This window comes from Edwardsiella anguillarum ET080813 (assembly GCF_000264765.2).
Classification (GTDB): domain Bacteria; phylum Pseudomonadota; class Gammaproteobacteria; order Enterobacterales; family Enterobacteriaceae; genus Edwardsiella; species Edwardsiella anguillarum.
The window spans coordinates 4,078,989-4,100,191 of record NZ_CP006664.1 but is presented as its reverse complement, the minus strand read 5'-3'; the positions used below and the strand labels follow the sequence as shown (position 1 = coordinate 4,100,191).

General features: G+C 58.7%; 13 protein-coding genes and 1 pseudogene. 3 read left to right on the top strand and 11 right to left on the bottom strand.

Going from position 1 to position 21,203, the window contains the following annotated elements:
* Positions 1-9: 9 nt before the first annotated feature.
* From ETEE_RS22115 to ETEE_RS18265, 11 genes are all read right to left on the bottom strand, one after another.
* Positions 10-2,226: an McrB family protein gene (locus ETEE_RS22115; RefSeq protein WP_227625193.1), complete on the bottom strand. Its 2,217-nt coding sequence runs from the start codon at positions 2,224-2,226 to the stop codon at positions 10-12.
* A gap of 120 nt (positions 2,227-2,346) precedes the next feature.
* Positions 2,347-5,625, bottom strand: coding sequence for a type I restriction endonuclease subunit R (locus ETEE_RS18310; protein ID WP_034164856.1), 3,279 nt, complete (start codon positions 5,623-5,625; stop codon positions 2,347-2,349).
* A gap of 64 nt (positions 5,626-5,689) precedes the next feature.
* Positions 5,690-7,114, bottom strand: coding sequence for a restriction endonuclease subunit S (locus ETEE_RS18305; protein ID WP_049703810.1), 1,425 nt, complete (start codon positions 7,112-7,114; stop codon positions 5,690-5,692).
* Positions 7,104-8,723, bottom strand: a complete 1,620-nt coding sequence (locus ETEE_RS18300) for a class I SAM-dependent DNA methyltransferase (RefSeq protein ID WP_034164857.1) — start codon at positions 8,721-8,723, stop codon at positions 7,104-7,106. Before ETEE_RS18300 ends, ETEE_RS18305 begins: the two co-directional genes overlap by 11 nt.
* Before the next feature lie 415 nt (positions 8,724-9,138).
* Positions 9,139-10,323, bottom strand: a complete 1,185-nt coding sequence (locus tag ETEE_RS18295) for an acetyl-CoA C-acetyltransferase (protein ID WP_034164858.1) — start codon at positions 10,321-10,323, stop codon at positions 9,139-9,141.
* 33 nt (positions 10,324-10,356) lie between these two features.
* Positions 10,357-11,679 carry a TIGR00366 family protein gene (locus tag ETEE_RS18290; protein WP_034164860.1) on the bottom strand — a complete coding sequence of 441 codons (1,323 nt, stop codon included), beginning with the start codon at positions 11,677-11,679 and terminating at the stop codon, positions 10,357-10,359.
* Positions 11,676-12,326 carry a 3-oxoacid CoA-transferase subunit B gene (locus ETEE_RS18285; RefSeq protein WP_034164861.1) on the bottom strand — a complete coding sequence of 217 codons (651 nt, stop codon included), beginning with the start codon at positions 12,324-12,326 and terminating at the stop codon, positions 11,676-11,678. The genes ETEE_RS18290 and ETEE_RS18285 overlap by 4 nt, the downstream gene beginning before the upstream one ends.
* On the bottom strand, positions 12,326-12,988 hold the full coding sequence (gene atoD / locus ETEE_RS18280) for an acetate CoA-transferase subunit alpha (protein ID WP_034164862.1): 663 nt from the start codon (positions 12,986-12,988) through the stop codon (positions 12,326-12,328). The genes ETEE_RS18285 and atoD overlap by 1 nt, the downstream gene beginning before the upstream one ends.
* A gap of 290 nt (positions 12,989-13,278) precedes the next feature.
* Entirely contained in the window at positions 13,279-14,676 is a 1,398-nt protein-coding gene (atoC, locus tag ETEE_RS18275; RefSeq protein ID WP_034164864.1) for an acetoacetate metabolism transcriptional regulator AtoC, read from the bottom strand.
* Complete coding sequence (gene atoS / locus ETEE_RS18270) at positions 14,673-16,499, bottom strand: two-component system sensor histidine kinase AtoS (RefSeq protein WP_071881933.1); 1,827 nt, start codon at positions 16,497-16,499, stop codon at positions 14,673-14,675. The genes atoC and atoS overlap by 4 nt, the downstream gene beginning before the upstream one ends.
* A 331-nt stretch (positions 16,500-16,830) precedes the next feature.
* Positions 16,831-17,895: a LysR family transcriptional regulator gene (locus ETEE_RS18265; RefSeq protein ID WP_225865074.1), complete on the bottom strand. Its 1,065-nt coding sequence runs from the start codon at positions 17,893-17,895 to the stop codon at positions 16,831-16,833.
* Positions 17,896-18,125: 230 nt separating this feature from the next.
* Between ETEE_RS18265 and xapA the strand changes: the two genes are divergently transcribed.
* From xapA to ETEE_RS20520, 3 genes and pseudogenes are all read left to right on the top strand, one after another.
* Positions 18,126-18,953 (top strand): xanthosine phosphorylase, encoded by an 828-nt coding sequence (gene xapA, locus ETEE_RS18260; protein WP_034164867.1) that lies wholly within the window; start codon positions 18,126-18,128, stop codon positions 18,951-18,953.
* Between the two features lie 25 nt (positions 18,954-18,978).
* Positions 18,979-20,238, top strand: coding sequence for a NupC/NupG family nucleoside CNT transporter (locus ETEE_RS18255; protein ID WP_034164868.1), 1,260 nt, complete (start codon positions 18,979-18,981; stop codon positions 20,236-20,238).
* Between the two features lie 213 nt (positions 20,239-20,451).
* A pseudogene (locus ETEE_RS20520) lies at positions 20,452-21,120 on the top strand (DDE-type integrase/transposase/recombinase); the annotation flags it as partial.
* Positions 21,121-21,203: the final 83 nt, after the last annotated feature.

Genomic DNA, 21,203 nt, shown 5'->3' with positions numbered 1-21,203 from the left:
CGACACATTCTATTCTGCATCCGCTTGGTCGGGGGCGCCGGGTACTTGCTGCTGGCTGCGTTGGTTTGCCTCCTGCGGGGCGTAGATGGCCAGATACGCCAGCGCGTTATCCCACACGGCGGCGGCGTTATCTATCAGTACGTATTGCCCTTCATGGGTAACGTCATCCGCCTGATAATGGCTGCCGAATAACGCGTGATAATCCACTTTCTGCTGGTGGATAAACTGCAGCGCCTCCGGTTTTTGATTATCCCCCAGCACCAGATGGATCTTGCTCCAATCGTCATAGAAGTACTCCTGCAGCAAGGGTAAAATTTTGGTCTGGAATGCCGCCTTTAGCGCGTGGAACGCCTGAGCATAATCGCCGCTTTGCGCTGCATGATATGCCGGAAAGAAGAAGGCGTGGCCCAGGGTGTGCTCCCGGTCATACAGCGCCGCAATCCGTGCGTTTAGCGTGCTGAGCAGTCGCTGCAGATTGATCGTCACGTCGTTGCTGCACGTAATGCCAAGTGATCCGGAGAACAGCGCGGGGTCGGGCATCATCTCGATAAACTCAAAACGGCGACGTAGCGCGGTATCCATCAGCGCCAACGAACGATCGGCGGTATTCATCGTACCGATAATGTCGACATTCGACGGTACGCTGAATGATTGCTTACTGTAGGCCAGACTAATGGCCATCGGGTGTTTGCCCTGTGCCCGTTTATCAATCTCAATCAGCGAGATCAGCTCACCAAAAATTTTGGAGATATTGCCCCGGTTAATTTCATCAATGAAGATGGCGTACTGATGCTCTGGATCCTGCTCTGCCCGGCGACACAGCGTTAAAAACGCCCCGGCCTCTACCGAGTAATGGACATTACCCTCATCATCCGTCGCTGCCTTTAAACCCTCGATAAACTCTTCATAGCCATATGACTGATGGAAGGTGAGGGTGCTGTAACGCTTAACCTGCATCCCCGATTGTGGGCCGCGCTCCAGCTCGGCATACAGCTGCACCAGATCGTCCACCAGCTCTAATTTATCATCGAGTAAAACCCATACAGAATCGGCCATTTTGTCGAAAACCGCCGGCTCACTACGCCCTTTATAATTGACCGTTTCAGACTCAGGCACGGTGAACTTCTGTAAATAGCTCCAAGCAGTAGCACGAAGATTACTCTCACGCTTATTGATTTTGGCTTTTGTCTGGAAGTACTGGTTATTCACAATGTCTGCAACCTTGGCCTGCCTGCCCAGGTCGAGTAATGACAACACCAGCACCTGCATCCAGGTCAGGGGGGCTATTTTCTCCTGCAACCACAGTAACTTATCAGGGTGTGCCGGTGTACTGGTATAGGTTGCCTGCAGCTGTTGCAATCTATAGGTTTTTCCTGTGCCCGGCGGGCCGTAGAAAATCTGATTGCACGGGCCGTGTGCTTTTCTATCATGCTGATTTATCATGGTTTCATCTCGTTCGTGCATGTCGACTTTATCGTCACTCAGCGTCTCTTTCATCGGCGCAAGGCCCAACGCTTCTGCATATAGCCCCAGCATAAAACCGTATGGCGTTAATGCCGGCAGTGACTGCCGGGCAAGGTGATAATAGTTGATCAAACGCTGCATGCGCGCGATTGGCTGGCTTTCACCCGGAATATCATCTTGAGGCCATCCTAAAACATTTAAAAAATGACCAAGATGATTCGTCGATGAGATTGGCAGCAATTTAGTCGGCTGGTAACAGGTCAATAGCCGCAATTTTCTGCCATTGCTCACCGTAACCCGTGGTTCGACTCCAGCCCGCTGATAAATTTGGTTATCGTCATCTACCCAGCTCATATCCTCATCAGGATCAGCCGCCGCAATGCAGTGCTGTATTTTGAGCGTGTACGCCAAGGCATCTTCATCACTTAAATCTGCCAGCTTTTTATTCTTGTAAACAGTGTCATTTGACAAAAAATATAGCAGGTGGCCTTTAGATGTCCCCGGCATATAGCGGGCCAATACCGGCTGTAGTCCCCGTTCAATCCACCAGCAAAAAGATGAGCTATTCCCTTTGCCGATGCAGTATTGATCCAGTGTTAACCTGGGGAGTGACGCTAACGGAAATAATGAGATAAATTGCTGATATTTCTCACTCAACTCACTGTGGACGTTTGCGGCATCCCCCATTTGTTTGAGGTGAGCCAGCAAACGGTCAAAATTTTCATTGGTAAAATTGGCAGATGTTTGAGTAATAGTAGCCATTCAATGCAATCCTTAACGCTGTTTTTGCCCTCCATGGCCCGGAATACCGCCCGATAGAAGGCAACCTGGTAGATTCATTCACACCCTAAGGGCATAACCGCGGCGCAATGGCGCCACACATCACACCGGCTGATATTTCTTAAAATTCTCCGCCTGCTCCAGCACGCTTTTATACACCTCATCATTGGCGACGGGCGGGAAGCCGAAGCGGTGCAGCAGCAGGATCAAATCCACCTTCAGCTTGGCTTTGATGTCATCGCGGTTGCTCCAGTCCGGATACTGGGTGGAGTCATCGACGGTGACCTTCATGGCCTTGGCCAGCGCCAGCATCTTTGTCTCATCATAGGTAAATTGATACTTCTCACACATATGATTCAAGATATCGAGAAAGGCCTTCTCCTCCATATCGATGCCGAGATCGGTAAATGACAGCATTTCCGTTTTAATGTCATAAATCATATCGGTGACTTGCTGGGTAAAGGCATCAAACTCTGCGCCATTGAGCACGTCATTTTCCTTACGCTCATTGTATTGCTCCACCAGCGCGGTAAAGCGTTTGGAGAAGTTAATCCCCTGCAGCTGGTTCACCTTCTTGAACTCGCTGATGGCCTTGCCCAGCATCTTTTGCAGCAGCTGCATTTTGGTATTCGGCAGCTTGATTTTGTCGATGCGCGCCAGATAGTCGTCATCAAAGATATCAATCGACTCGGCAGCGCTATCGCCCAGCGTAAAAATGGCCTCAACCCCATCGGCGCGGAGCGCCTCGGCAATCATTTCGCGTACCCGTTGGTTCATCTGCGCGGTGTCCGGCGCATCGCCCTTGGTGAGCTTGTACACGATGGAGCGCACGGCAATGTAGAAGTGAATATGGTCCCGCTGCGCTGGGCTAATCGACTCACTGCCGACACAAATGTCATAAGCCGCTTTGAGGCGTTTCACCAGCCCCATATAGCGCCGCTCCCGCTGTTTGGTTTGCAGTACAAACTCCGCCGCGCGGTTGAGGCAGGCCAACTGCCGTGTCGGTTCACCGCTAAAGTAATCGCCGCTGTCAAAGGGGTGAAACAGCGTGGCCAACAGGTCGAGGTGATTACGCACTTCAATCAGGGATTGCCCAATATCTTCGATATTGGCCTCATCCGCCTTCGCGTACATCGCCAGCGCCATGTTCATGCGTGATTTAATCCCGATGTAATCCACCACCAGCCCTTTCTCTTTCCCTTCAAACTTGCGGTTGACCCGCGAGATGGTCTGGATCAGGTTATGCTTTTGCAGCGGTTTATCGATGTAAAGGGTATCGAGCTCCGGCACATCAAAGCCGGTCAGCCACATATCCACCACAATGGCGATTTTGAAGTTGGACTGCGGGTTCTTGAACTGCTTGTCCAGCTCCTTGCGGTACTCTTTGCTGCCCAGCAGGTTATACATCGGCGCATCGTCATCTTTGCCACGGGTCATCACCAGGTTGACCATCGGCAAGGCCAGCAGAGTTTCCCGCTCTTTGGCGCTAAGCTTAACCCCGTCCATGGCCTGTTTGGCTGCAAACCACGCCGGGCGCAGCGCCTTTATGCACTGGTAGAGGTCATAGGCAATTTCCCGGCTGGCACAGACAAACATCGCCTTGCCGGTCACGGTGGCGCCTTCGCGCACCCGCTCCTCGTAGTGGGCGACAACGTCATTGGCCAGCGCCGCCAGCCGGTCGGGATCGCCTAGAATGGCGTGCATACTGGCCGTGGCCTTCTTGCTCTCTTCTATCTGGTACTCGCTGGCCCCCTGCGCCTCACACGCCTGGTAGTAACGCTCTATCTCCTCTAGCTTGCCGTTATCCAGCGCCACTTTGGCCGCGCGCCCTTCATAGACAATGCGCACCGTGATGCCATCATTGACCGATTCGGTCATGGTGTAGCTGTCGATGGCCGGGCCGAACACCGCCAGCGTGGCATCAATCGGGGTGCCGGTGAACCCCACATAGGTGGCATTGGGCAGAGAGTCGTGCAGGTATTTGGCAAAGCCGTAGCTTTTTTTGTAGGTATTGGCGTTAAGGTCCAGGCGCACCTTCTGATCAAGGTTGACCTGGCTGCGGTGCGCCTCATCGGAGATACAGATGATATTGCTGCGCTCAGAAAGCCGTTGGATATCTTCGGTAAACTTATGAATGGTGGTGAGAAAGACCCCGCCGCTGGCCCGCCCGGCCAGCTGTTCGCGCAGATCCTGGCGGCTTGCCACCTTCACGATGTGCGCATCACCGATATAGCCGCTGGCGTTGCAGAATTGCCTGGCCAGCTGCTCATCCAGATCGGTACGGTCGGTGATCAGAATTAAGGTCGGGCTTGAGAACTCGACGCTTTTCATCAGCAGGCGCGCCAAAAACAGCATGGTGTAGCTCTTGCCACAGCCGGTGGCGCCAAAGTAGGTGCCGCCCTTGCCACTGCCGCCGATATTGACGCCCTGTTCATTAAGCTGCTTACGCTCTTTCTTGATGTTGTAGTAGAGCTTACGGGCGGCGTAATACTGCGGATAGCGGCAGCAGATTTTGATCTCGCGCTTAGCGGTATCGGGGAAGAAGATAAAGTTTTTCAGCACATCAAGCAGGCGCAGGGGGTGGAACAGCCCCTGAATCAGGGTGTACAGGGCGTTAATTCCCTCTTTCTCGTTCGACTCGCTGCCGCTGATTTTGCGCCAGGCGTAGAAAAACGGATACGGGGCAAACAGGTTACCCAGCCTGGAGTTCACCCCGTCACTGACAATACACAGGGCGTTATAGACAAACAGCTGCGGGATATCGCGCCGGTAGCGTACGCACAGCTGCCGCCACGCATCATGGGGGGTGGCCGCCGCTTCACGCACCGCCGATTTAAACTCGAACACCACCAGCGGCAGCCCGTTGATATACAAGATCGCATCGGGGATGCGGGTCTGGGCACCGCCGTCGCGGCTCTGGCCCTCAATCTCCAGCTGATTCACCAGCCGGCAGCGGTTGCGGGGGGCTGCGGGGGGCAGGGGAGCACCGCAGAACAGCGCCGCCAGCCCGGCCTCCAGCGCGCGGGTATCCAGCAGCTCGATATAGAGATCTTTTTGTTCAGCGTCATCGCGCTTAAACAGAAAGCCATTGCTGAGCCACTGGCAGAAGGTTTTGTTACTGGCGTAGAGGTCACTGGCCGACAGGCTTTTAAGCTGCCTGAGGATACGGGTGATTTCATTCTCGGTAATGCCGTCATCCTGATAGCGGCAGGCCAGATAGTGGCGCAGGTCGGCCTCAATCAGTACCTCTCTCTTGCTGCTGCGCGGCACCGTCTCACCAAGGTGATGCGGGTAATAGGCCTTACCCTGCGCATCCTGGTGCTCGCCGAGCAGGTCGATAATGGCCTGTTCCAGCTTGGCTTCCGTGAAAATATGGCTCATGGCGTTGTCTTTCTATCGTAAGGTCAGAAGGCTGCCATACGCTGGGCATGGCAGTCTGACAGGGTTAACAGTCGGTATCGCCGTCGGCAAGTGTGCCGTCATCACTAAGGCGCAGTTCGCCGGAGATCAGTTTAGGGAGTAGCGTGTCTCTGACATTGGCTAGTGAAATAATTTCATCTGAGTTAGTTTTTAATTTCTTAAACGATGTTGAAACTATACCCGCAAACTTATTCATAATATTTTGTGGCGGTATCACAATAAAATAATCATCGAAGCAACTATTTTGAACACGCTGACGCCCAGATGAGCCGACCATACTTTGCATAGCGTGCTGTCTAAATTTTTCGTCTCTAGATAAACAGGCTACATAAGTGCAATCAACAAACTCATTGCCGCGTAGCACGATAAATTCAGTTGAGCCAAAGCCACTTTCATCATCAGAGAGAAAATCAACAAATCCTGTTTTCCCATTTTGCAAACATGGGGTGATACGAGCAAATAACACATCATGCTGCTTGAACTTTGCTCCGCCAGAAAACGCTTTTCTATCCACATCTTCAATTGAATAGCCTGTTACAGGAAGAGACTTCATATCAACAAATGCAGCCATCTCACCTTTGGCTAATTTTACCTTGGGATTAACAGTAATCGCCTTAGAAACTGAACGACCTGACCACCCCTGCGGCACCCATCCACCAAGCCCTAATGAGGGCTCTTCGCACGCTTCAAAGGCGGCAGGGAATAACTGACGAGTTTCAGCCGGTAATGGCGTAAAATCTGGCTGCCCGCGCACAATTTTGCGCTGCTCGGCGCGGCGCAGCAGCGCTTCGGGCAGATCGCTGTGCTCTGCAAAGAAACCGGCATCCAGTGCGTTATCTACCACCGGATCAAAGTCGACAAACCATGACTTAAACAGCGCCTGCGCCATTTGTTCGAGGGTTTGGTTGATTTGGCGATTGATGTGCGCTTTATCGTCAAGCCTTTTAATCACTTCCCCAATGACCTTTCGAACATTTTTGGGAGGAAGCCTGAACTCAAAGTTTTTAATTTGTTTACCACTAATGTGCGGAACTGCAGTACCTGTCTGAATTAGTTTTACATACTGAACAAAACTATAAGAAGAAATAATATATCGGATAAAATCCTGATCTGATGAATCTTCACAACGTAGACAAGCTACTCGTTGAACCAATAAGCAAGGTAAGTCATTTTCATTAATCTGAGCTGTTTTCAATCCAGCTTCTATCCAAGGGCGATCCATAGCTAAAATGACGTCACCAGTGCGAAGATAATAATTTCGCTCTTTAGAACCTATTTTATCGTCTGGAAGCATTTTGACGTTTTGCCAGTTCAATGTTCCTTGCGCAATATTATCTCCACGAAGAAGCTTGACACCATCAACCTCGGAGTAATCTTTACTTTTAAATGGATGCCCAGTAACGATTTGAACAAAATCACCAAGCTTAATTAAAGGCCACTTACTCCCCATAACCCAGCGCCTCCATATTGGCGCGGATCGCCGCATCCAGTGCCTGCGCCTCATTTATCTGGCGATACAGGGTTTGCGTCAGCTCTCGCATCTTGGTTTCAAAGGCGACGCCATCATCTGCCACCTCGGCGGCCCCCACATAGCGCCCCGGGGTCAGCACAAAGTCATTGGCCTTTATCTCATCCAGGGTGGCGACCTTGCAAAAACCGGCGTGATCCTGGTATTCACTGATACTGATTTCGCCCGCCTTAACGCGACGCTTCAGTTCGCTTTCTGAGCAGCGCCAGGCATGGAAGGTATCGGCAATACGGGCGATATCGGCGGCGGTCAACTCTTTGTTGGTGCGGCTCACCATGGTGCCCAGCTCGCGGGCATCGATAAACAGGGTTTCACCGCTGCGGGCACGGTAGCCGTAGCGGGAGTTGGCCTGTTTGCTTTTGCTGATAAACCACAGGCATACCGGAATCTGGGTGGTGTAGAACAGCTGCCCCGGCAGGGCGATCATGCATTCAATGCGGTCATCTTCAATCAGCTTTTGGCGGATTTCCCCTTCGCCGCTGGTGTTGGAGCTCATTGCGCCGTTGGCCAGCACAAAACCGGCGGTGCCGTCGACACTCAGCTTGGCGAGCATGTGCAAAATCCAGGCATAGTTGGCGTTGCCGGTCGGCGGGGTTCGAAAGCCGGCAAAGCGCGGATCATCGGTTAGCTCGGACTCGCTGCGCCACTCTTTGAGGTTAAACGGCGGGTTGGCCATGATAAAGTCGGCCTTCAGATCGGGGTGCTGATCGGCAAAGAAGGTATCCGCCGGGCGCTCCCCCAGATTACCGATCAGCCCGCGGATCGCCAGGTTCATCTTGGCCAGCTTGTAGGTGGTGGTGGTCAGCTCTTGGCCATAGATGGCAATATCTTTGCTCTTGCCCTGATGGCTTTCGACAAACTTGAGCGACTGCACGAACATGCCGCCGGAGCCGCAGCAGGGGTCATAGATTTTGCCCTCATAGGGCTCCAGCATCTCCGCCAGCAGCGTAACCACCGACTTGGGCGTGTAGAATTCGCCGCCGCCTTTTCCCTCGCTGGCGGCAAAGCGGCCGAGGAAGTATTCATACACCCGGCCCACCAGGTCCTCTTCGCTTAGCTGGCATTCGCTGGCCAGCGTATCGATATTCTCGATGGTATCGATCAGCGAGGCCAGCTTCTTCACCTCTAACCCCTGACGGGAGAAGTAGTTATCCGGCAGTGCGCCGGTTAGCGCGCTGTTGCTTTTTTCAATGGTGGCAAGCGCGCTATCAATAATCACCGCGATATCGTCCTGCTTGGCGCGCGCCTTCACATAGGACCAGCGTGCCACCTCCGGCAGGAAAAACACGTTATCCTGCTGGTAGAACACATCCATATCGACAAAGGCTTCTTGCCCGTTGGCAATCAGCTGTTTCCGCTTGGCCTCAAACTTATCGGTGATAAATTTAAGGAACACCAGGCTGAGCACCACGTGCTTGTATTCGGAGGATTCAACGCTGCCGCGTAGCTGGTTAGCGGTATCCCACAGGGTCTCTTCAAAGCCTTTCTTATTGGCGTTTTTTTTGGCGTTGTTTGCTGGAGCTTTAGCCATCACTTAGTATCCACGATGAATCAGTCAATTTGCGGTTTATGATACCAGATAGCGCTCGCCTGTTGCAGGGGACGTGCAGGTAATCCATTGACAGATCACTCTATCTTGAACTAGGGCACGCTACGCCCCCGGCGCTGAGGCACGGATAGCGCCGCCCCGGGCGGCCAATGGCGGCGGGCCGGTTAGGGGCAAGGGCGGGGGTAGGCTAGGGGCCGTGCTCTTGAAGCGTATGACCCTCTTGGCGGGGTGGCCCCGGGCCGCAGGGGCGCGTTCTTTGGTGCGGCAATGTGCGGCCGCGGCGATGGCGGCGTGGGGCGCGCCTGCGCGGGGTGGGGGGCATCCAGGCTGAAGCGTGTCGCTGGCTGGGGGATAACGGGCAGGCCGATGGGCGCGCCGACGCGCGCCCGCTCCGGTTTTAGCCGATCCTCTCCACGATCAGGGCGATCCCCTGGCCGCCGCCGATGCACAGCGTCGCCAGCCCCAGGGTTTTGTCTCGGGCGGCGAGCGCGTGCAGCAGGGTGACCAGGATCCGGGCGCCGCTGGCGCCGATGGGGTGACCCAGCGCGATGGCGCCGCCGTTGACGTTCACCTTCTCGGCATCCAGCCCCAGCGTCTTGCCGACGGCCAGGAATTGCGCGGCAAAGGCTTCATTGGCCTCGATCAGATCGATGTCGGCTATCTGCAGCCCACACTGGCGCAGCGCCTTCTGGGCGGCGGGGACCGGCCCCATCCCCATCAGCGCCGGCGCGACGCCGGCGCTGGCATAGCCCTTAATCCGCGCCAGCGGCGTCAGCCCCGCCGCCCGGGCGGCGCTTTCCTCCATCACCACCAGCGCCGCCGCGCCGTCGTTGATCCCCGAGGCGTTGCCGGCGGTGACGCTGCCGGCTTTATCGAACGCCGGGCGCAGGGTGGAAAGCCCTTCCGCCGTGGAGTCGGCTTTGGGGAATTCGTCGCGCTCAACGAGGGTGGTTTTTTTACGCGATGTCACGCTGACCGGGACGATCTCGGCCTGAAACGCGCCGCGCTGGAGGGCGCGGGCCGCCTTTTGCTGGGAGTGCAGGGCCAGCGCGTCCTGCATCTCACGGCTGATGCCGTATTCGCGGGCGATGTTTTCGGCGGTGATCCCCATCGGGTAGCCGTGGGTGGCGCACAGCAGACCATCCTGCAGGATGACGTCGGTCAGCGTGCCGTCGCCGAGGCGGTAGCCCCAGCGCGCCTTTGCACTCAGCAGGTACGGCGCCTGACTCATGTTTTCCATGCCGCCGGCGACCAGCGCCAGCGCCTGCCCCGCCTGAATGGCCTGGGCGGCCAGCGCCACGCTCTTAAGCCCCGATCCGCAGACCTTGTTGACGGTAAAACCGCAGACCGCCTCGCTGAGGCCGGCCCGCAGCAGCGCCTGGCGCGCCGGGTTTTGCCCCAGGCCGGCCTGCAGCACGTTGCCCATGATCACCTCATCCACCCGCTGCGGGTCGAGGCGGGCGCGTTCCAGGGCGGCCCTGATGACCGTGGCACCCAGATCGACGGCACCCATCTGAGACAGGGCGCCGTTGAAGCTGCCGATGGCGGTGCGTACCGCGCTGACGATGACACAATTTTTCATCTTCTTTTCCTTAAAAACGGGGAGAGGGCGCGGTCAGAACAGGGTCAGACCGATGACAAAAATGACGCCGGAGAACAGCAGGGCGGTGATGCAGTAGCCCATGATGTCGCGCACCCCGAGCCCGGCGATGGCCAGGGCGGGGAGCGCCCAGAAGGGCTGCGCCATGTTCATCCACTGCTCGCCGTAGGCGATGGCCATCACCGATTTACCGAGATCGGCCCCCAGGGTTTGCGCGGCGGGTAGGACGAACGGCCCCTGAATGACCCAGTGGCCGCCGCCGGAGGGCACGGCAAAGTTGATCAGCGCAGAGCTGAAGAAGGTCATCAGCGGGAAGGTGTCCTTATTGGCCACGTTGATGAAGAACTCGGTGATCAGGCCACCGAGGCCGGAGTGCTCCATCATCAGCTGGATCCCGGCGTAGAACGGGAACTGAATCAGAATGCCGGCGGTGCTACGCGCGGCGGCGCTGATGGCGCGCATATAGGCCATCGGCGTTTTGTGCAGCAGCAGACCGGCGATCATAAACATCATGTTGACGGTGTTGATGGTGATGTTGAACCCCTTCTCGACGAAGTAGATCCCCAGATAGGCGATGCCCAGCGCGCCGATGATCAGCGCCAGCGTCCGGCTCTCTTCCAGCTTCTCCGACGGGGGGGCGTCGGCCGGTAATCTTTTTTGGAAATCGGCCTCCTCCTGCAGCAGGGCCGGATCGATGCTGACGACCTCCGACGGCCTGGGGGTCATCAGGCGGGTAATAAAGGGCATCACCACGATCAGGGCGAGGGTGATAAACAGGTTAAAGCCGGTGAAGAGGGTATCGCTGACCGGAATTAACCCGGCGACGTGCTCCACCGGGTTACCCGGGGTGGCCGCCAGCAGGGGCATCGAGCCGGAAAAGCCGCCGCCCCAGGTCAGAAAGCCGATGTAGGCGCAGGCGATCAGCAGCGGGTAGTCGGAGCCCGGCACGCGGCGGGCGACTTCGCGGGCAAACATCGCCCCCACCACCAGCCCAAATCCCCAGTTGATGACGCAGGCGACGGAGCCGAAAAAGGTCACCAGCATCACGCCCTGGGCGGGGGTTTTGGCGGCCGACGCGGCGGTGCGCAGTAGGCTTTTCACCGGGGCGGAGCTCGCCAGCGCGTGGCCCGTCACGATGATCAGCGCCATCTGCATGCCGAACGCCAGCAGGTTCCAGAAGCCGTCGCCCCAGAAGCGCACCATGCTGAGCGGCGTTTGCGGCGTCAGCCACAGCGCGATGCCGAAGGTCAGCAGGGTCAGCAGCATGGCGAAAATCAGCGGATCGGGCAGCCAGCGGCTGACGAAGCGCGCCATAAAGCGTGAGATGCGGCCAATCATGCGTCACCTCGCATGATCAGCAGATCGGCGGCGACGTCAAAATGGGCCTCGGTCTTCGCGCGCAGGGTGGCCAGATCGCACCCTGCGGCGAGTTCGGTCAGCCACATTTTACCGTCCGTAAAGCGGAATACCGCCAGCTCGGTAACCAGCACATGCACCGCATGGCGGGCGGTGAGGGGCATGGTGCAGCGGCGGAGAATTTTGGCCGATCCATCCTTGGCGCAGTGCTCCATCGCGATGATCACCCTGCGTGCTCCGGTGACCAGATCCATCGCCCCCCCCATGCCCGGCACCATTTTGCCGGGAACTACCCAGTTGGCGAGGCTGGCCTGTTCATCGACCTGCAGCCCGCCCAGTACGCAGGCGTCCACGTGGCCGCCGCGGATCAGGGCGAACGACAGCGCGCTGTCGAACATGGCTGCGCCCGGCAGGATCCCGCAGGGCTGTCCCCCGGCGTTCACCAGGTCGGGGTGGGCGGCGGTGACCGGCCCCAGCCCCAGGAATCCGTTTTCCGATTGCAGGGTGATGTGGATGCCCTGCGGCAGATGGTTGGCGACCATTGTCGGCAGGCCAATGCCCAGATTGACGATGTCGCCATCGTGCAGCTCTCGCGCCACGCGGCGCGCAATACGCAGTTTCGCATCCATTATTTATTCTCCTGAGGCAGGACGATATGGTCGATGACCGCGCCGGGCGTCACGATGTGGTCAGGCAGCAGGGCGCCGGTCTCCACCAGCTCGTCCGGCTCAGCCAGGGTGACGTCGGCGGCGAGGGCGATCAGCGGGTTAAAGTTGCGGGCGCTGAGCTGATAGGTCAGGTTACCCAGGGGGTCGGCGCGATGGGCGCGGATCAGCGCCAGATCGGCGCGCAGCGGACGCTCCAGCAGCCAGGTTTTGCCGTCGAGCTCTAGGGCCTGTTTGCCCTCGGCGACGACGGTGCCGACGCCGGTGGGGGTCAGAAAACCGCCGAGTCCGGCGCCGCCGCAGCGGATCTGTTCAATCAGGGTGCCCTGTGGAACCAGCTGAACCGCCATCTCCCCGGCAATCATGCGCCGCCCGGTTTCCGGGTTGGTGCCGATGTGGGAGGCGATGACGCGGCTGACCCGCCCGTTGACGATCAGCGGGCCGATGCCCGTATCGACAAAGGCGGTATCGTTGGCGATCAGGGTCAGGTCCCTGACGCCGGACTCCAGCAGGGCCGAGATCAGGCGGGGTGGGCTGCCTACGCCCATAAAACCGCCCACCATAATGGTCATGCCGTCGCGAAACAGCGCGGCGGCACTCTGTAAGGTAATCAGCTTGGTTTTCATTATTGTTCCCTGTTACGTACTTTAATTTAGGTACCTAAAGGGAATAGCAAGCCGGATGCCAGAGTGGCCGGAGGAGAGGGTTATTGAATATCTTGTTGAATAATATGAATTATATTTGATGTCGCCGCGCGGCGGTGAGCAGAGGTACTGTGCAGCGCTTTGCGCACTGTGCAAAATTCTGCATAGCAGATTCTGGTCGCGCTCGGCGCGCCGTCGCTATGGGCGGCGCCTAGGGCGAGTCCCGTAACGGGTCGTGAGCGTCGACGCCGCGCACAGTTACGGGTCACGTCCTAGCTCCCGGCCGGATCGATGCCGTACTCCTGCAGTTTGTACATCAGGGCGCGGCGGCTGATGCCAAGCATGAGGGCGGTGCGGGTGCGGTTTCCCTCCTGCTGCTCGAGCACTTCGCTGATGATGCGCCGCTCCTCGCGCTTGATCTCCTCTTTCAGATTGCGTTCGCCGGGCGGGGGAGTGTTGGTGCCGACGCCGATGCTGCTGACGCCGCTGAGGGGCCGCTGCAGCAGGGACGGCAGATCGTCGGCAAAAATGACCGCGCCGGTGCTCATCACCACCGCGCGCTCAATGACGTTGGAGAGCTCGCGGATATTGCCCGGCCAGGGCCAGTCGTTGAGCAGCGACAGGGCGGCAGGATCGATCTCAATCATGTCGCGCTGATTCTCCGCGCTGAACTTTTGTAAGAAATGGTTGGCGAGCAGGGCGATGTCCTGCCGCCGTTCGCGCAGCGGCGGCAGCTGCAGATGAATGACGTTCAGGCGATAGAAGAGATCGTTACGGAAGCTGCCCTCGCGCACCATTGCCTGCAAATCTCGGTTGGTGGCGGCCACGATGCGGATATCCACCTGAATGGTTTGATGTCCCCCCACGCGCTCGAACTCCCTTTCCTGCAGGATCCGCAGCAGCTTGGCCTGCAGCGGCAGCGGCATTTCGCCGATTTCATCCAGTAGCAGGGTACCCCGGTGGGCGCGCTCAAACAGGCCCTGGCGCAGGGCCTGTGCGCCGGTGAATGCCCCCTTCTCATGGCCGAACAGCTCGCTTTCCAGCAGCGACTCCGGCAGGGCGGCGCAGTTGATCTTGATAAAGGGGCCGTTTGCACGGCGCGAGCCATAGTGAATGGCGCGGGCAATCAGCTCCTTGCCGGTTCCGCTCTCTCCGCTGATCAGAACGTTGGCCTGCGAAAGGGCAATTTTCGCGGTGTCTTTGCAAATCTCCATCATGCGCGGGCTGTTGGTCAGGATATGCCCCCACTGCCAGTGGGTACTCAGGGCCTGATGCAGGCTGCGGATCTCCTGCTTCATCGCCTGCAGCTGCAGCGCGCGCTGGATCAGTAAGTTCAGCTCATCCAGATCGAAGGGTTTGATCACATAATCGAATGCGCCGCTGCGCAGCGCCTCGACGGCGGTCTCTACCTCGGCGTAGGCGGTCATCAGAATGACGGGCGTGCGCGGCTGCCGGGTGCGCATGACTTTCAGGGCGTCGATCCCGTTCATGGTCGGCATGCGGATATCCATCAGCACCACGTCCGGCGGCGCGTCGGCAAAGCGCTGCAGCGCCTCGGCGCCGTGGCTGGCGGTGAGTGTTTCATGTCCCTGGAGCGTCAACGCGGTGGTGAGCATGCGGCGCACATTATCTTCGTCATCCACGATGAGAATACGGTAGTGGGCTTTCATTCTGCTGGGCTCTCCGGTGGATTGAGCGGTAACGTGAGGATAAAGGTCGAACCGCCTCCCGGCGTGCTGACCACGTCAATATCCCCCCGGTGGGCGTTGATGATGCGCTGGCTCAGCGCCAGTCCCAGGCCGGTCCCCGAGGCCTTGGTGGTGAAGAAGGGATCGAAGATTTTCTTCTGTAGCGCGATATCGATGCCGCAGCCGCTGTCCTCTATCGCCACCGCCTGCTGCGCGGGGGTGGGTTGCCAGGTGCGTATGCGAATCTCGCCGCGCGCGCTGATGGCCTGCACCGCATTGATTAAGATGTTCAGCAGCACCTGCTTGAGCAGCTCGCGATCGGCCACGATCGCCGGCAGCGTCCTGTCTAGCGCGCAGTGGAAGGCGACCCGCGCCTGAACCCCGGAGGTTTGCACCAGGATCAGCGCCTCTTCGATCAGCGCATTGAGCGACACCCGCTGCCACTGGCTTTGCCGCGGCCGGGAGAAGTCGAGCAGCTGCTGAATGACTTTATTAATGGAGTCAATCTCTTTCAGTACCACGGACAGGTACTCCTGATGCGCAGGCAGGGCGGTCTGCGAACGGATGATCTGTACGTAGCCGCGGATGGCGGTCAGCGGATTGCGCACCTCATGGGCGACGCCGGCCATCAGCTCGCCCAGCGTGGCAAGCCTTTCGGTTTGCGCCAGGCGGCGCTGGGTCTCTTTGCGGGCGGTCAGGTCGGAAAAAATCACCAACGCCCCCATCAGTTCGCCATGGGGATTGTGGATGCGGCTGGTGGTAACGCTGAGTTCGATGGTTCGATGACGCGCCGGGAAGCTGACCTCTTGCGCCAGGTGTGCGGTACCGTGCGCCAGGGTATCCAGCACCGGACTGGCGAAATGAGAATCGGAGAACAGGGCGGCGTAGGGCTGCCCGACCAGCTCATCCAGCGTATAGCCGGTGATGGCCTCTGCCGCCGGATTGATGGTGGTGACCGCGCCCAGCCTGTCGATGGCGATCACCCCGTCGGCGGCGTTTTCAATGATCAGATCGTTAAGGGTCTTGGTCTCACGCAGCGTTTGCGCCAGCGCGTTGACGCTGCGACTGATTTGCCCCAGTTCGCCGGGCAGCTCGGGGAGCGGCGCCGGCGTTTTATGCGCCAGCGTCGAGAGCCCCTCGGTGATGATGTCGATATTGGCGCTGAAGCGCCGTGAAAAGAGGACGATCAGCAGCAGGCTACACAGCAGGCCCGTCGCCAGCGCCGCCATGATGCGCAGATCCATTTGCCTGGCCTGACGGTGAATATCCTGCGTCAGCTCGTTGGCCCAGATGTAGCCCGTCACCTCGCCGTCTCGCCGAATGGGACGCATCGAGTTGAGAATATCGCCGCGCACCTGGCGGCCGGAAAAGACGAGCGGTATATCGCTGCGCATCACTTCGCGCCCGGGGTGGTCGGCGGCAATGGTCACGCCGACGTTGCTTTGATACAGCGCGAACGGGGCATAGGTAATAATCGCATCCAGCGTTTTGCTGTAGTAGCCCGCGCCGATGCCGGGAAACGCCTGGGTGATGTGCTCGGTGATGGGGCTAAGCTCGACATTCAGCGCCCGGATACGCTCAGCGCGCGGCAGCGCCGCGAAAGAGTCTAGGCGTTCGCCCAGCGCCTGGTCGAGCAGCTGGACGACGGCGGCCAGCTTTTTCTCTTTTTCGGCCAGCACCGCGGAGCGCCCCTCGATCTCGACGATATAGCCAATCGACAGCGTCGGCACGATGACCATCAGGATCGCCATGAGTATCATTTGATTGCGTAATCGTCGTGGGTATAACCCTCTTAAAAAGCGCATGCAGGTATCCCGGTGGCTCGGCGTAGGCAAACCCCCATTATCGACGTTTGCGCCGGCGGTTTCTCAGCGGCGCATCATGTTCCGGCAAGTGCGGCACATATGTGCGGCGGCGCCGCGCCGCGGGGATGCCGCGATGGCAGGGGGAGAGAGGCGGCCCGCCGGCCGCTGGGGATTGCTGGGCGGGTGCGAGGCGCCGCAGCCGTCTCGGCGTCGGCGTCAGGTCTCTGAGCGATGGCCATCAGACGCTCAGCGTGGGGTGGCCTGTGTCCCGTAACGGGTCGTGAGCGTCGACGCCGCGCACAGTTACGGGACACGCCCTAGGCGGCGATCGTTAGAGTGCGCCCCGGCGCTCCCCCGAATTGATGAGCTCATCCATGGTGTCGATGACGTGTCGCAGCGCCGTTGCCGCCGGCGGCGTCTCGCCGGGGGGAGAGTAGAGCACGCAGAGGTCGGCGGGAATGGCTTGTTGGAGGCGGATAAAACGCACATGGGGCCATTTCTGGCGGCTGTAGCTGGCCGGTACCAGCGCCACCTGCTGGCTGGTGGCCACCACCGCCATCAAGGTGTTGGGTTCGACCACCTCCTGATTGAGCCGGGGGTAGAAGCCCTCCATCAGGCAAGAGTTGATGATGAGGTTGGTCGAGGCGGAGTTGGCGCGACTCATCAATACGAAGGCTTCCTCCGCGAGCTCGGTCAAGGAGACGCGCTTGCGATCGCGTAGGGGATGCTCGTCCGATACCACTACTATCATCGATTCGCGATAGAGGCTCTCGGCCAACAGCGGGTGAATATTGATGGTGTCGGCGAAACGGGCGAGGCCGAGATCGATCTCCCTGCTGAGCAGCGCCTGCTTTTGCCGCTCAGGAGAGAGCTCGGTAAAGCTGATCTGCAACTCGGGGTAGCATTGGTGACACTGGCGGATCACCTCACCAAAGCCGGCCCAGAAAACGGTGCTGATCAGCCCGATGCGGATCTGGTTGCGCTCTCTGCGACCCGCCTGTACCACCCGGTTGAGGCTACTCTCCAGCATGTCGAACAACAGGGTGCATTCGGCCAGCAGCAGATGGCCGGTCGGCGTGAGGCTCACCTGGCGGGTATGGCGATCGAACAGCGCCGCCCCCAGCAGGGATTCGAGCTCCCGGATCTGGGCGCTAAGCGGCGACTTGGAGACATTGAGCCGCTCGGCGGCACGGCTGAAGTGGCCGTGGCTGGCCACCGCGTGAAAGTAGCGTAGCATCTTGAGGGAGACGCGATCGCGCCAGTGGTTGTCGAGGGACAATGGACGGCTCTCCTGCTCTCGTGGATGGGGGACGCCGGTGCGATCCCGGTCAAAGATCGCAGCGCCGAGGGCGTCGGTTCGCGGATCGGTGCGCGGGCGATTCCCGCTCCGCCTCACACCGTTGCCTGCGTTTTTTACTTAACTCTTTCTGCAATCCGGGGATAAATGGCCGCCAAACGGCCCCCATCAGCCCAACCTTGGCGTGTCAATCCCATTTTCGGCCGCTCTCCGTGGCTTTATTGTGCCGAAAATCAGGATAGTTAGACCGATTTTAGCGATTTTTATCTGCCAGTACCTCTCCTAGAGTGAGCTCAACGTCTCATTTACACCCTCAAGAGGTATAGCGCATGTCACACGATCCGGTTCTCAACGCCGTCGCCACCATTCTCGAGCATAAACCCGGCTTCGCCCCCCGCGCGGCCATGATCCTCGGCTCCGGCCTCGGCGTGCTAGCCGATGCGCTAGAGGAGAAGGTCGTCATCCCCTACGAGGCGCTGGATGGCTTCCCGGTCAGTACCGTCGCCGGACATAGCGGCGAACTGGTTCTGGGTAAGCTGCACGGGGTGGAGGTGATCTGCATGAAGGGGCGCGGCCATTACTACGAACACGAAACCATGAAGGTGATGACCACCCCGGTGCGCACCTTTAAACGCCTCGGCTGCGAGTTACTGCTGGTGACCAACGCCGCCGGCTCTCTGCGGCCGGAGCGCATCGGCGTCGGTTCGCTGGTCATTTTTAACGATCATATCAATACCATGCCGGGAACCCCGATGACCGGCGCTAACGACGAGGCCTACGGTCCACGCTTTTTCAGCCTGGCTAACGCCTATGATAAGACCTTGCGCGGCGAGGCCTTGGCCCTGGCCGAGCGGGAGGGGATTGCCGTCAATCAGGGCGTGTTCGTCTCCTACAGTGGCCCCTGCTTCGAGACCGCCGCCGAGATCCGCATGATGCAGCGGATGGGCGGCGACGTGGTCGGCATGTCGGTGGTGCCCGAGGTGGTGAGCGCCGCCCATTGCGGTTTAGCGGTGTTGGCCATCTGCGCCATCACCAACATGGCGGAGGGGCTCGGCGACGTGCAGCTTTCCCATGAGCAGACCCTCAGGTGCGCCAAGCTGGCGGAAACGGATTTTATTCGCCTCATCGATGCGTTTATCCGCCACCATTTCCAGTAGGTAGAGCAAGACAAGGAGGCCAGCTATGTTTGCAGCAGGATTTCTCGGTATCGCGGCGCTAATCCTTATCGCCGTGCTCGCATCGACCAACCGCCGGGCCATTCGCCTGCGCACGGTGGGGCTGGCCCTGCTCTTGCAGGTCGCCATCGGTGCTCTGGTGCTGTACGTGCCGCAGGGACGGCGGGCGCTGGAGGGGATGGCGCATGGCGTCGAGGCGGTGTTGGCAAGCGGCAAGTCGGGCATTCACTTCCTGTTTGGCAACCTGGTCAACTTCTCGGTAGAGGGCATCGGCTTTGTCTTTGCCCTGAATGTGTTGCCGCTGGTGGTCTTCTTCTCGGCGCTGATTGCCGTGCTCTACTACCTGGGCGTCATGCAAATGGTGATCCGTTTCATCGGCGGCGCCATGGCTCGCCTGCTCGGCACCTCCCAGACCGAATCCATGTCGGCGGTGGCCAACGTCTTCGTCGGTCAGAGCGAGGCGCCGCTGGTGGTCAAGCCCTACATGTCCAAAATGAGCGACTCTGAGTTTTTCGCGGTGATGTGCGGCGGCATGGCCTCGGTCTCGGGTACCGTGCTGGCGGGTTACGCCATGATGGGCGTGAACATGCAATATCTGCTGGCCGCCTCCTTTATGGCGGCGCCGGGCGGGCTGCTGTTTGCCAAGCTGATCGTTCCCGAGACCACGCAGCCGAACTATGCCTTCGACAACAGCATCCAGTTTGATGGCCATAAGCCGGAGAACCTGCTGGCGGCGGCGGGCGAGGGGGCCAGCAGCGGCCTCAAGCTGGCGGCCGCCATCGGCGCCATGCTGATCGCGATGATCGGCTTGGTGACGCTGGTCAACACGCTGCTGGCGGGGGCGGGGGAGATGGTGGGTATGCCGCTCTCGCTTGAGCTGATCCTCGGCTGGATCTTCTCGCCGCTCGCGTTCCTGCTCGGGGTACCCTTGGCGGACATCGGCATCGCCGGGGCCATGATCGGCAAGAAGCTGGTGGTGAACGAGTTTGTGGCCTACAGCGATCTCGCCCCCTATCTCAAGGAGAGCAGTGTGGTGAGCGCGGCCGGCCTGCAGGTGCTGGAGGAGAAATCCAAGGTGATCATCAGTTTTGCCCTATGCGGCTTTGCCAACCTGGCCTCCATGGGGATCCTGATCGGCGGCCTCGGCACGCTTTGCCCCTCCCGCTCCGCCTTTATCGCCCGTTACGGTCTACGAACCGTGCTGGCCGCCACCTGCTCCAACCTGATGAGCGCCGTCATCGCCGGCATCTTCTTCTCCTTAAGCTAGGCGCGCCATCCTGGACTTTGGGGCGCCTCGGCGCCCCTGCTTATCCGCCGGCGGCGGCGGTCTGGGGGAGCGCGGCAGTATGGATCGCACGCTCCTGTACGGGATAACCAGCTTTGCTGAATAAATCAGATTAGGGATAAGCGTCCCGCAGGCGGTTGCTGCTGTCAGGCAATACGCACACTTTCTGACATTCCTTCCTTCGTTATTTTGTTCAGTGCACGTGCCCTTGTTGACGGAGGATGGTGAATAAGCCTTATCAGTCGTTGCCTCCGGATCTTACGTGCGCAACTGCACGCCATGGCTCGTCGACGCAAGCGTAAGTTGAAGCACTGGACCGCATTCAACCGTTATCGGCGATTCGCCAACGTATGGTTATCGTCGGGTATGGGCACTGCTACGCAGGCAATCAGAAACTGACGACATGACTATTATCAATGCCAAACGCGTATAACGTATCATGCGTCAGAATACGCTGCTGCTTGAGCGTAAATCTGCGATACCGCCCCGAAATGGGCGTATACAGGGAGAGTGCCATCGGGGGAAAGTAACCGGTGGTGGTGTTCTGAAGGCTTCGAGTTCAACTGTGATAATGGCGAAAAACTGCGTGTAACGTACGCAGCTGGACTGCTGCGATCGTGAAGCCCTGCACTGTGCGGCCAGTATTGATTGATATGACAGCGAAACCGTGCAGGACGTCATGCTAGGTGCGGTGGAACGTCGCTTCGGTAACAATCTGCCGACATCCCCGCTGAATGGCTGACAGACAACGACTCAGCCTACCGCTCTCATCATACGCGTCAGTTCGCCAGAATGGTGGAACTGGAGCCTAAATATACGGCAGTACGCAGCCCGGAAAGCAACGGAATGGCAGAGAGCTTCGTGAATATCTGCGGTGTCGAGACAGTAATGGATTAAGTGATAAAAAGGATATGGAAATATAAGGGCGATCTATGTATCAATCAGAA

What these genes read in the sequence shown, in the direction of transcription:
- ETEE_RS22115 (WP_227625193.1), bottom strand. Translation starts at nt 2,226, where the DNA reads ATGGCTACTATTACTCAAACATCTGCCAATTTTACCAATGAAAATTTT.
- ETEE_RS18310 (WP_034164856.1), bottom strand. Translation starts at nt 5,625, where the DNA reads ATGAGCCATATTTTCACGGAAGCCAAGCTGGAACAGGCCATTATCGAC.
- ETEE_RS18305 (WP_049703810.1), bottom strand. Translation starts at nt 7,114, where the DNA reads ATGGGGAGTAAGTGGCCTTTAATTAAGCTTGGTGATTTTGTTCAAATC.
- ETEE_RS18300 (WP_034164857.1), bottom strand. Translation starts at nt 8,723, where the DNA reads ATGGCTAAAGCTCCAGCAAACAACGCCAAAAAAAACGCCAATAAGAAA.
- ETEE_RS18295 (WP_034164858.1), bottom strand. Translation starts at nt 10,323, where the DNA reads ATGAAAAATTGTGTCATCGTCAGCGCGGTACGCACCGCCATCGGCAGC.
- ETEE_RS18290 (WP_034164860.1), bottom strand. Translation starts at nt 11,679, where the DNA reads ATGATTGGCCGCATCTCACGCTTTATGGCGCGCTTCGTCAGCCGCTGG.
- ETEE_RS18285 (WP_034164861.1), bottom strand. Translation starts at nt 12,326, where the DNA reads ATGGATGCGAAACTGCGTATTGCGCGCCGCGTGGCGCGAGAGCTGCAC.
- atoD (WP_034164862.1), bottom strand. Translation starts at nt 12,988, where the DNA reads ATGAAAACCAAGCTGATTACCTTACAGAGTGCCGCCGCGCTGTTTCGC.
- atoC (WP_034164864.1), bottom strand. Translation starts at nt 14,676, where the DNA reads ATGAAAGCCCACTACCGTATTCTCATCGTGGATGACGAAGATAATGTG.
- atoS (WP_071881933.1), bottom strand. Translation starts at nt 16,499, where the DNA reads ATGCGCTTTTTAAGAGGGTTATACCCACGACGATTACGCAATCAAATG.
- xapA (WP_034164867.1), top strand. Translation starts at nt 18,126, where the DNA reads ATGTCACACGATCCGGTTCTCAACGCCGTCGCCACCATTCTCGAGCAT.
- ETEE_RS18255 (WP_034164868.1), top strand. Translation starts at nt 18,979, where the DNA reads ATGTTTGCAGCAGGATTTCTCGGTATCGCGGCGCTAATCCTTATCGCC.